The 13,098-nt window shown below is 50.3% G+C and carries 1 protein-coding gene and 1 pseudogene; both read left to right on the top strand.

The window, feature by feature from the left end:
- Nucleotides 1–780 precede the first annotated feature (780 nt).
- Nucleotides 781–930, top strand: a pseudogene (locus ACQ5BJ_RS23840) (transposase); the annotation flags it as partial.
- A gap of 431 nt (nucleotides 931–1,361) precedes the next feature.
- Nucleotides 1,362–13,098 (top strand): amino acid adenylation domain-containing protein (locus tag ACQ5BJ_RS23835; protein WP_430113421.1); only part of this gene is annotated, 11,737 nt, incomplete at its 3' end.

The following is a 13,098-nucleotide window of genomic DNA, read 5'->3' as shown; positions in this document are numbered from 1 at the left end:
CCTAGTTTCGTCTCGCGGAATGCCGGTACCAAGTATTGGAGATCCATATTAGTATGAGTGGTATGTGAGTTTAGGAGAAGATATTAAAATGATTAATCCAGATTCCAGTTTATCCGAGGTTACATTCCAATCAGAAATCAGATCTAACACTATAGATGATGTAATAGTTTGGTTTGAGGATAAAAGACTCTAAATTATGATACTGTATGATAATGCCTGCGTAAAATCGTTCTTTCCATATCTAAAAGTAGAGCGTCAAGTCACTGTGTGAACTTAGGAACAGCTGAATACCAAGCGGTACGTATGGTGGTGTGGATGGTCGGCTACTCAAATAATGGGTAGCCTCCAACCCGATTCAAGTCAGAAAAAAAGTTATTATTTAACAATTTGGATATTGCAATGAAATATCTGGTATGTTAATATTGCGCTAACACTTACGATAGGAGTTGAAGAGGGTAATGTAAAATTTCTTGCTTACGTGTTTAAAGAATAAAACAAGTTCTATTTGTTCTGTTTTATTCTTTATTGGCAAGAAAGTTACCTTATTCTGTTCACTCAAAATATATCCTTATCTGACTCTGCGTAGGGTTGGGTTTGCTTTATTTTTTTGAGCTGTAAGAAAGGTCGACTTTCTTGCGGCTCTTTTATATTTGAGTATTTTGTATTAATCTGAGCCCTTAATATGCAAGAATTTTCAGTCATAAAAAAGGGACTTCACCCCAACTTGGCGAAGTTTTTTTGATAGCAAACCAAAAATCCCCAAGAATGGAGGGATTCACCTTGTGTATTTTCCAAGAAAGTCTACTTTTCTTTGAAGATCTGCAAAAAATGAATACAAAAGATTGATAGCCTATCTTTTTTAGCGTTTTGGATCTTCGTCCTCACGCGAAAGAGCTGAGAAGCCGTTCACCCCGAGGGGCTGACGGTTACGATCACTCTATTGTTATAAATAAAGAGAAAGGTGGGAAAGGAGAATGTATTCACCAGTTCTGCTGTCGAAAAGTGCAAAATATTAGCAAGTACTGACTACAATTTAGTACATCAGAATTTTAAGGAAAACGAGAGCCCAAGAAGACTAGTATCGCTTAAACAATAAAAACATACGAAATCATGATCGATACCCAAATAAGGATACTCCTCTGTATTTATAAAACCTCAAACAAATTCTTTCTTACAACCAGAACCGTACAATTCTCATTAAAACTGACAGACATAGAATTATTCAATTCATTAGCAAGATTAAGGTGAAAGTATAGGAAGTTTAAAGCTACATTGAAAGCTACTTTGTTACAATTACCCGCAGCGGAAAGCATCTGCCAATACCAGCATTCCAAGGATTCCAAAGAGAAGGATGGGTATTTATGTCAATGAGCGAAGCCAATCTGCAACAAAATGAAATAGTTTATTACGAGCTTACAGAAGCGCAGCGTCGAATTTGGTACATGGAACTTTTGAATTCGCATACGACAGTTGCCACGCTTAACAGTTTGCTTACTATCAAGGGCACGATACAAGAGGATAAAATCGTAGAGGTGCTGCAAAGCCTCGCTCTCCGTCACGACGCTCTCCGTATGCGATTGCAGCAGAGAGAAGGTGAGGAGCCACTAAGTTATATTGTTCCTTTTACACCAATTGACATCGATATTGTGAATTTATGCGATAGAGAACCAGAGGCATGGAAAGAAGAAGTTGAGTTTCTGTCATGTCAACCATTTCCCCTTTTTGACTCTCATTTATTTAAATTTACGCTGTTTCGGACTGGTGAATCGGAAGCCAGACTGTTCTTGAGCATCCATCATATTATTGCCGACGGCTATTCGCTCAACTTGTTGGGTAATGAATTCGTTGAGGGCTATCATGCTTTGCTTTGCAATAGAGAGCTGCCTCAAGAAGCGGCGCCTGCTTGCACGGATCTGCTCCGTAATGAGGAGGAGTATTTACAATCTTCCCGGTTTCAGAAAGATAAGGCATTTTGGGAGGGCGAGTTCCTTACGCGGCCTTTCATCACACGGCTTGGCACTTCCGAAAACGCTATACAGACGGCCGGCAGCTTGGCGAATTATGCCCAATATGAAATTCCGGCATCTGCATGCAACGACATCCGTATGTTCTGCGAATCACATCATGTCTCTCCATTTAACTTGTTCGTATCTGCCCTTTGCCTGTATATGTCGCGGATTTGCGGAGAAGAAGAAGTTTTGCTTGGAACGATGTACGCCAACCGGACATCTCGAGAACAGAAGTCGATGGTTGCGATGCTCGTCAGCACGACGCCTTTTCGCATGCGCATTGACGCTTCCTGGTCGTTCGCGGACTTTATTAAACAAGTAAAGAACAAGCAAAGCGAGCTGATTCGGCATCAAAAGTACCCGTTTAACCGGATTGTCCCGGACCTTCGCAACCGTTTCGGTTTTACAGAGGCATTGCTGCCTGTGTTCTTCAATTATCACCCCATGGAATGGGGCACGCTGCCTGATGATGCGCCTTTCCAATACGAGACACTGCCTCTGGGTAATGGGCACCAGGATAACGAATTGACGGTGCACATCCGCGAACATGTAGGAACCGGAGAAATGGCCATTCAAATCGATTATTTGACAGATTTGTTTGCGCGCCAAGACATCGATTGTCTGTTCCAAAGATTGCTGCATGTAATCCGGGAAGCGATGTCGAACCCCTTGCAGTCGGTAGGGCAATTGGACATTCTGCCTCCTGAAGAACAGAAGAATATACTCCACACTTACAGCTTCGGACAACGGATCGAGCAACGACTTGACCGTTCTATGCACGAAATCTTTGAGACCCATGCAGAAAATATGCCGGATCAAATCGCTGTTGCGGAACCGGGCGGATTATCGCTGACCTATGGACAATTAAATGAGCAAGCGAACAGGCTCGCTCGGACGCTTCGAAGCCAGGGCATAGGCAGTGGAGAACCTGTCGCCATTCTGGGGGAACGTTCTCCGCTTATCGTAACTGCCGTTCTTGCCGTATTAAAGGCAGGCGGAGCTTTTGTTCCGTTGGACAACTCATTGCCTGCCGAGCGCCTGGCTTATATGGTAAGGGATAGCGAAGCCAAAGTACTGCTTACTGCCGACGATGACTTGATGACCGTGCCTGACGGTTGCCGAGTTGTAGATTTGAGGCTTGCGTCAAGCTACGACGACGATTCGACCAATTTACTTCACGGCTGTTCACCTGAGCGACTTGCGTATGTTATCTACACCTCCGGAACAACGGGAAGGCCCAAGGGAGTTATGATCGAGCATCGCAGTTGGATTTCAACCGCATGGTCATGGCATCATGAATACAGGCTCGGAGATATGGATGTACGACTGCTGCAAATGGCCAGCTTTTCTTTTGACGTATTTGCCGGCGATTTGGCCAGAGCATGGCTGAGCGGAGGACAGCTCGTTATATGTTCGAACGAAACTCGTCTCAGCCTGCCTCGTCTCCATGCGGTCATCGTCGAACAAGGCATTACACTGCTGGAATCGACGCCGGCATTGCTTGTGCCGCTCATGGATTATATCTACGAAAATGGTTTAAGTACGGGACACTTACGTTTGTTAATTATGGGCTCAGACCGCTTTGCGGCGAAAGATTATCAGAGGGTATACGGTCGTTTCGGCTCTATCATGCGTATTCTCAACAGTTATGGAGTGACGGAAGCTTGCATTGATGCTTCCTATTATGAGGCAATGAATGGCAGTATACAGCCTCAAGAAGGAAGCGTGCCGATTGGCAGACCGCTCCCGCACGCCAACCTGTATGTGCTTGGTCAGGGCGGGACATTGCAACCCGTTGGCGTGCCGGGGGAGTTGTGCATCGGAGGAGCCGGGGTAGCTCGGGGTTACCTGAACAGGCCGGAATTGACGGCAGAGCGATTCGCTCAAGATCCGTTCGTGACGGATGGACGCATGTATCGCACCGGAGATCGCGCTTACTGGCTTCCGGACGGGAACTTGCAATTTCTTGGGCGTCTTGATGACCAACTCAGTATAAGGGGCTATCGGGTAGAGCCAGGCGAGATTGAATCATGCATGACACAAATCGCATCAATCCGTGAGGCGGTTGTCGCCGTCATGCCAGATCGTCAAAGTCAGCAGGTGCTTTGCGCTTATTACACGGGCGAGAGGGAGCTTGAGACAGATGAGCTGCGAGGATTCTTGTCCTCGATGCTGCCGGACTATATGATTCCTGTCGTTTTTATGAAGCTGGATCAGCTTCCTTTGACGACAAACGGTAAGGTGGACCGAAGAGCCTTGCCTGCGCTGGATGAAAGGATTTCCTCCAAACCATACCTGCTCCCGGTAACGGATGCTGAGCAACGGATGGCAAAGCTTTGGCAAGAAGTGCTGGATCACGAGCAGATCGGACTCCTAGATAATTTCTTTGAACTTGGAGGCCATTCGCTGAAAGCGATGACACTGTTGACACGCATTCATGAGGAGTTCAAGATCGAACTGGGTTTACGGGACATCTTTCAGGCGTCAGTGCTAAAAGAATTAACCGAGGTGGTTGGCTCGGCGGCGAAACGTAATTACGAGTCGCTTGAATCCGCCCCTGAGCAGCTTTATTACCCACTATCGTCCGCACAGAAGCGGTTATTTATGTTGCAGCAATTGGATGTAACAGGGCTAAGCTACAATATGCCGGCTGCCTTTCTAATGGAAGGAACGCTGGACAAGGTACGATTGGAAGCCGCGTTCCATGCGCTTTTGGCTCGGCACGAAGCTTTGCGTACTTCATTTGCTATTGTAGATGGAGAACCTATTCAACGCGTGCAGCAGCAAGTTGATTTCTTTATCGCGGAAGAGGAGGCAGAGGACGGGGAAGCAGACGCGCCTATTCGGGCGTTTATCCAGCCGTTCGACCTGGGCGCGGCACCACTGCTGCGGGCCAAAGTCGTACATCTCGGGAATCAACGGCATCTGCTCTTATTTGACATGCATCATATCATCTCGGACGGCATTTCTGTGCAAATCTTGACGGAAGAGCTGGCTGCGGCCTATGCCGGTGAAACGCTGGAGCCGCTAAAACTGCAATATAAAGACTATGCTGTATGGCAGCAAGCCTATAGTCATACGGAGGATTATGCCAAGGAGGAAGCCTATTGGCTGGCTCAGTTTGCCGAGGAGGTGCCGGCGCTCCGGCTGCCGACCGACAATCCGCGGCCTGCTGTGCGCAGCTTTATAGGCGGCCGGGTGGACGCCGAGCTGCGCGGCGAGCTTGTAACGGCTGTGCGCGAGTTGGCTCGCAAGAGCGACGCCACCGTGTACATGGTACTGCTAGCCGCATACAGCGCATTTCTGTCGCGTATAGCCGGACAAGACGAGATCGTTGTCGGCACGCCGGTGGCGGGACGCCAGCTTGCAGGTTTGTCAGGCATGTTAGGGATGTTTGTAAACACCTTGGCGCTCCGCATGTACCCGGAAGGAGAAAAAACGTTTGCCGACTATCTCCGTGAAGTGAAGCAGACGGCGTTATCTGCGTTCGAGCATGAGAAATATCCGTTTGAGGAACTGGTCCAGCGAATGGTTCAGGAGCGCGATCTAAGCCGCAATCCACTATTCGACGCAATGCTCGTTCTGCAGCATGGGGAAAATGAAGAGCTGAAACTGGAAAATGTCAATCTGACTCCGTATCCGTTGGATTACACGGCAGCCAAGTTTGACTTGACGCTCACTGTAACCGAGCGAGAGGACAGCTTCTTATTGAGTTGGGAATACGATTCTTCTTTGTTTACGCAACATACGATTGTACGCTGGAGTGGCTGCTTCCAAGAGCTTCTCCTTCAGGCCGTTCATTTCCAGGACGTCAAACTTGGCGCTTACGACTTGGTTACCGCCCAAGATAAAAAACATTTGCTTGAGCGGTTCGCCGGTAGAGAAGAAACGTATGATCCTGCATTATCTGTACTGACATTGTTCGAGCAGCAAGCGGCGCTAACTCCCGACCTCCCGGCGATTATTGGGGAAGAGGGGGAGCTGAGCTACCGGCAACTAAACGAATGGGCGGAGCAACTGGGTGCCGAACTCCGCAGGCGCGGCGTAGGGACGGATATGATCGCCGCCGTCATGACTCACCGTTCGTTAGAAATGGCGGCAGGTATAATTGGGGTCTTGAAAGCAGGAGGAGCCTACCTTCCGATTGATCCGGAATTTCCCGCGGATCGGATTCGATTTATGCTGGAGGACAGCCGCCCGCAAGCGCTGCTTACGTTCGACAAGTATAAGCCGCTCATTGCCGAGCTTCGTCAGGATGTTTCCGTTCTATATTTTGAAGACAATCCGCTGCAAGAAGTTCCCGTGAAAGAGCAAGGATGCTCGATCAGTCCGAAGCACTCGGCCTACGTCATCTACACCTCAGGCACTACAGGAAGATCCAAAGGCGTTATTATCGAACACGGGAGCTTTGCGAACACCATACAGTGGAAAAAGCGCCACTATCAGTTTGGCCCGAGCGACAGGGCGTTGATGCTGAATCCTTTTATATTCGATTCGTTTGTGACTCACTTTTTTGCGCCTATCGTCTCAGGAGCAGCCGTTGTTATGCTGAGCGATCAGAACAGCAAGGATGCTGCAGCCATTCGTGAAGCTATCATCCATCATCAAATCACCCATTTGCAGAGCCCGCCGAGCTTCTACTCCGCCATGCTGGAAAACATGAGCCGCGAGGATTGGCGTTCGGTGCGCAGTGCGGTAGTAGCAGGCGAGGCCGTAGGCATGCCTTTAATTCGCCGTTTGAAAGCAATGAATCCTGAAATGCAATTGATGAACGAATACGGCCCAACCGAAAATACGGTCGTAACGACGGCTGTGGAATTAACGGAAGAGACTGCTGTTTCCATCGGACGCCCTATTCCCAATACTCGTGTCTATATTGTCAACGCACAGGGAAGGCTGTCTCCATTCGGCGTACCGGGAGAGCTTTGTATTGCCGGTCTTGGTTTGGCAAGAGGGTATGCGAACCAGCCGGAATTGACGGCAGCGAAGTTTGTTTCCGATCCTTTCGTACCTGGAGAGCGTATGTACCGTACTGGCGATTGGGCCCGGTGGCTGCCGGATGGAACTTTGGAGTACTTGGGACGCATTGATCATCAGGTGAAAATCCGCGGGAATCGGATCGAACTCGGAGATATTGAAGCACATCTGCTAACGCTCCCTGGGATAAGCGAGGCAGTTGTGACTGTAATCAATGGATCGGAGGGAAGTGCAAGTCTGTGCGCCTATTTTGTCGCGGATCGGGACTATACGGCGAAGGAACTGAGACAACGGCTTGGCTTTGCGTTACCTTCTTACATGATCCCGTCTTATTTTGTTCCCATGCTGCAAATGCCTCTGACGGTCAACGGAAAATTGGATCGCCGTGCCCTGCCGTATCCTGAGGGCAGGAACCTGGCCGAAAGCGGAAGTTATTTGGCACCAAGATCCGATGCGGAACAACAAATGGCCGAATTGTGGCAAGAAGTGCTTGACGTTCGCCCGATCGGAGTGAGGGATGATTTCTTTGAACGAGGCGGCCATTCGTTAAAAGCGACGGTACTCGTTTCCCGCATGCAAAAAGAGCTTCAGGCTGACGTGACGCTCCGGGATCTGTTCCAATATTCCACTGTTGAAGCATTGACGGAGGCGCTCGCTTCCAGATCGGTCAAAGCAATCGATACGCTGGAGCCGGCGGCGCCGATGGATTATTATCCGCTGACATCGGCCCAAAAAAGGATGTACGTGCTGCAGCAGTTGGAAGGCATAGACGTCAGTTACAACATGCCGGCGGTTCTCCGGATGGAAGGCAGTCTGGACCCCACGCGATTCGAGTCGGCCCTGCAACAGATCATTCTGCGTCATGACGTTCTGCGAACATCTTTTACATTCATCGACAATCAGCCTATGCAGAAAGTGCACGAGCATGTGCAAGCGTCCGTCGTTTACCGAGCAGCGGAGGAACAGCAGCTTGACGCAAGGATAGCGGAGTTTGTACGTCCATTCGATCTGGAGCAAGCGCCTTTGCTGCGTGTCGAGGTTTTAAGTGCGGGAGAACAGCTGCATTACTTGCTGCTTGATATGCACCATATTATCTCCGATGGCGTATCCATCAGTATTTTTGTAGAAGAATTTGCGAAACTGTACGCCAGCCATCAACTAGACCCCCTTCGATTGCAATACAAAGATTATGCCGTATGGCAGCAGCAATACGCTCATAGTGCAGCTTATCAGAAGAATGAGGATTACTGGCTGCAGCATCTGGGTGGCGAGCTGCCTGTGCTGCATATCCCGACCGATTACTCCCGCCCGATGCTGCGCAGTTTTGCCGGAGAACGTGTTGATTTTCATCTTGACAAGGCATTGTCGGAGTCCGTGCAAAGGTTGGCGCTGAATGAAGGGGCGACCGTGTACATGGTATTGCTGGCGGCGTACAGCATGTTTTTATCGCGATTGTGCAGCCAAAACGAGATTATCATCGGCTCCCCGGTAGCCGGGCGTCCCCATGCAGATTTGTCGTCCATGATGGGGATGTTTGTAAATACATTGCCATTGCGTACGTTTCCTTCGGGACAAAAGAAATTTTTGCATTTTATACAAGAAATCAAACAAACGACGATGGATGCCTTAGAGCATGGGGATTACCCGCTGGAAGATTTGGTCGATCAAATTGTCAGAGAGCGGGATATGGGCCGCAATCCGTTATTCGATGCCGTATTTGTGCTGCAAAATACCGATTCGTTACCGATTGTGCTTCCTGAATTGAGTGTAGACACGTATTCGTTTGCAGATACAACGGCAAAGTTTGATCTTACGCTTCAGGTTAACGAACACCCGGATGGCTATCGCTGCTCTATGGAGTTTTCTACGGCTTTATTTGCCCGCGAAACGGTAGAGCGTTGGTGCCGTTACTTCACAGTCATGCTGCATGATGTGATTACGGACCCGGATACGCTGCTTGCTGAAGCAAGAATGCTTAATCAAGAAGAACAGATTGAACAGCTTATGACTTATAGCGGATTACCTGTTTCCCCGATGCCGAATGTCTCGATCACGGATCGTTTTGCAGAGGTCGCCCGCAATTACCCGGAACGATTGGCGGTTGTATGCGGTGAACGTCACCTTACCTATGAAGCGCTACAGCATCAGTCAGGCATTCTGGCCGGCAAGCTTCTTAGAGAAGGACTGCCGCTTCATGCGGCTGTCGGGATTTTAGCTGATCGATCCATTGAATTTATTGTAGCTGTCATGGGAGTTTTGAAGGCGGGTGGCGCCTATGTGCCGCTGGATCCTGAAGCTCCAGAGGACCGTCATCTGTATATTCTGGACGATTGCGGAGCGGAATTTTTGCTGGTTGCCGGCAATTTGCGCCCGCCGGAATCGTATGAGGGGGCAGTCATCAAACTCAACGCCGATTGGCTTTTACATGAGGATCCGGTGGCAGAAGAGCAATCGCGTACGGTCGGCGCCGATGATCCCGCTTATATCATGTATACCTCCGGCACAACGGGAAGGCCGAAAGGCGTGCTGGTCACACACGGCAATGTGGTCAACCTGGTGACAGGCGGCGGATATGTACCGTTTCATGACGGACATCGCTTCGCACAGACAGGTTCGGTCAGCTTCGATGCGGCGACTTTTGAAATGTTCGGCGCTATTCTGCATGGCGGTCAACTATACCCTGTGGAGAAAGAAGTACTGCTGAACGCAAGCCGCTTGGGACAGTTTATCGCAACCAACGGCATTACGGTTATGTTTTTGACGACATCTCTTTTCCACCATTTGGCCGATGCGGATGGTGAACTTTTTACTGGAATTCAGCATTTGATCATGGGGGGAGAAGTGCTGCTGCCAAAGCATGTTCGGGCCGTTCAGCAAGCATGCCCTTCCATCAAGATATGGAACGGATACGGGCCTACGGAGAATACGACGTTTTCAACCGTGTTCACGGTTAGCGAAACGGATGGCATGACAAGTATCCCAATCGGCCGTCCAATTGGCGGAACGACAGCCTATGTGCTGGGCGACGGCGGACAGGTGCTTCCTATTGGCGTTCCTGGGGAATTGCATCTCGGCGGCGCTGGAGTAGCCAAAGTCTACTGGAATCAGCCTGAGCTTACGCGAGAGAAATTCAAACCCGATCCTTTCAACGAAGGCAAAACGATGTATGCAACGGGGGATCTGGCCCGCTGGCTGCCAGATGGCAATCTTGAATATATGGGACGGATCGATCAGCAGGTCAAAATTCGAGGATACCGGATTGAACCGGGTGAAATTGAAGCCCGTCTGCTGCTGAATGCCGATATTCGGCAAGCGTCCGTCGTCATTCGAAAAGATAAGCCTGGACATGCAGTGCTCTGCGCTTATTATGTCAGCGATAGTGCGTTAGATCTGTCCGCATTAAGACATGAAATGAGCCTGGCGCTGCCTGCTTATATGGTACCTGAGCATTACATCCGCCTTGCGGATCTGCCGCTTACTAAAAACGGAAAACTGGATCGATCGGCATTGCCTGTACCTGCCTATGAAACGGCAGCCGTTGCGCCGTACATGGCCCCTCGTACACGGACGGAGGCTCAGCTAGCCGCAATTTGGGAAGACGTGCTGCAAATTTCGCAAGTAGGAGTAAGCAGCAACTTCTTTGAATTGGGAGGCCACTCGCTAAAGGCGATGACGTTGGCATCGCGCATCCATCAAGCGTTGCATGTACAAATCTCGATTCGTGACATATTCCGCTTTGCAACTATTGAAGCGTTGGCTACGCTTGTCGAACGGCAATCGAAGGATCTGTTTAAGGGATTGCAGCCGGCCGAGCCATGCGATTATTATCCGCTGTCATCCGCACAAAGAAGGCTGTTCGTGCTGCAGCAGCTTGAAGGCGCGGAACTAAGCTATAACATGCCTGCGGCTCTGTTATTCCATGGACGCGTGGACTTTGCCCGATTGGAACAGGCTTTCAGAGAGCTGCTCGCTCGCCACGAGGTGCTGCGAACTGGGTTTGAAAGGGTAGACGGCGAGCCTGTTCAACGAATTAACGCTGAGGTCGCGTTCGATTTGCCTTATCGGGAAGCCGGGGATAGGAGAGCGGAAGACCTCATTAGGGAGTTTATTCGTCCTTTCGATCTGAGCCAGGCACCGCTGTTGCGCGTTCAGTTGACCAAGCTGACCGATACGCAGCATTTGCTCCTGTTTGACATGCATCATATTATTTCCGACGGAACTTCCATGAGCATCTTGATAGAAGAGGTGACAAGGCTGTATGCCGGCGATCGTCTCGAGCCCGTATCGCTTCATTATAAGGATTATGCCGTCTGGCTGGCGGCAAACCGTCATTCGAATACGTATGTTCAACAAAAAGAGTACTGGCTGCAGCAGCTTGGCGGCGAGCTTCCGGTTCTTCAACTGCCGGCCGATTTCGCCCGTCCGTCGATCCAAAGCTTTGCGGGCAGCCAACTGGATTTCACGATCGATGCGGAATTGACCGCCAGCATCAAGCAGCTTGCGCAAGACACGGGGACTACGTTATTCATGGTACTGCTCGCAGCTTACAGCATGTTCCTGGGCAAACTGGCAGGTCAGGACGAAATTATTGTGGGAACGCCGATTGCCGGCCGGCCGCATGCCGACCTGTCCGGCATGCTCGGCATGTTCGTCAACACCTTAGCCATCCGCTCGATGCCTTCTGCTGACAAAACATTCCGAAGCTATTTGGAAGAAATGAAACAACTGGCTTTAACGGCGTTTGAGCATGCGGAGTACCCGTTTGAAGAACTGGTGGAGCACGTCGTACGGCAGCGGGATGTGAGCCGCAATCCGATTTTCGATGCGATGTTCGCGCTGCAAAATATGAACCGATCCGAACTGCAGATGGCCGATGTCGAGATCACACCGTACGAGTTGGAAAACCCGACATCGAAATTCGACTTGTCGCTATTTATCCACGAGGCGGGAGAGGAGCTGCACGGCAGTCTGGAGTACGCGACAGCGCTCTTCGAGGCGGATACGATCTCACGGTGGAAAGATCATTTCATCACGCTGCTGCGGCATACGGCCGCTGACCCGGATGTCACCCTTGGCAAAGCGAGCTTGCTAAACGAACAGAACCGAATGACGCTCCAAGGCTGGATGGACGGACCTGTACAGAATACGCCGGATGCCTCGGTGCATCAGTTGTTCCGCAAGCAGGCGAAGGCAACACCGGAAGCTGTTGCGGTCGTATGTGCCGATACAAGGCTTACGTACGAAGAACTGGATCGGTTGTCGGATCGCCTGGCTGGTGCCTTGCGCCTGGAACAGATCGGCAGCGGCCGTATTGTCGGGCTGATGGCGGGACGTTCCGCCCACATGATGATTGGTTTGCTGGGCATTTTGAAAGCAGGCGCGGCTTTCCTTCCGGTCGACCCTTCCTATCCGGCGGAACGCATCGCGTACATGCTGGAAGACTCAAAAGTGGCTTGCCTGCTGGCGGATGCCCCTTCCGCTTCAACGAGAGAAGGTCTTGGATACGGCGGTAAGACGCTCATCATCGAAGAGCTTCTTGCGGCAAGCGAGCAAAGTGCGTGGAGCCGTGATAGCTCTAATAACTCTAGTAGCTCTAATAACTCTAATAGCTTTGATAACTCTAATAACTCTAATAACTCTGATAGCCCGGATAGTTCCTACGAGCCGAATAATGAAAGCAGCCGATTGCTCTACGTTATCTATACGTCAGGTACGACCGGGAAGCCGAAAGGCGTCATGTTGGAGCATGGCAACCTCGTGAACCTGATCATGCATCAATACGAGCGTACATCCATTCCATTTGACAAGCAGGTGCTGCAGTATGCGTCGTACAGCTTTGATGTGAGCTATCAGGAAATCTTTTCTACCTTGCTGGCGGGCGGAACGCTGCATGTCGTCGAGGAGGACATGCGTCAAAATCCGACTGCGCTCTTCCGCTATGTGGAGGAACGAGCCATTCCAACCTTGCTGCTGCCGTCGTCGTTCGTCAAATTCGTTTGGAACGATCCGGCCTACGAAGCGAGTTGGCCAACGTGCGTGCAGCATCTGATTACGGCCGGAGAGGCGCTGATTGTCGGTCCGGAGCTGCAGCGCTACTTGCAGGAGCAGGGCG

Source organism: Paenibacillus sp. B1-35, from assembly GCF_050474385.1.
GTDB classification, from domain to species: domain Bacteria; phylum Bacillota; class Bacilli; order Paenibacillales; family Paenibacillaceae; genus Paenibacillus_B; species Paenibacillus_B alvei.
This window is presented reverse-complemented; position numbering and strand designations above follow the sequence as displayed.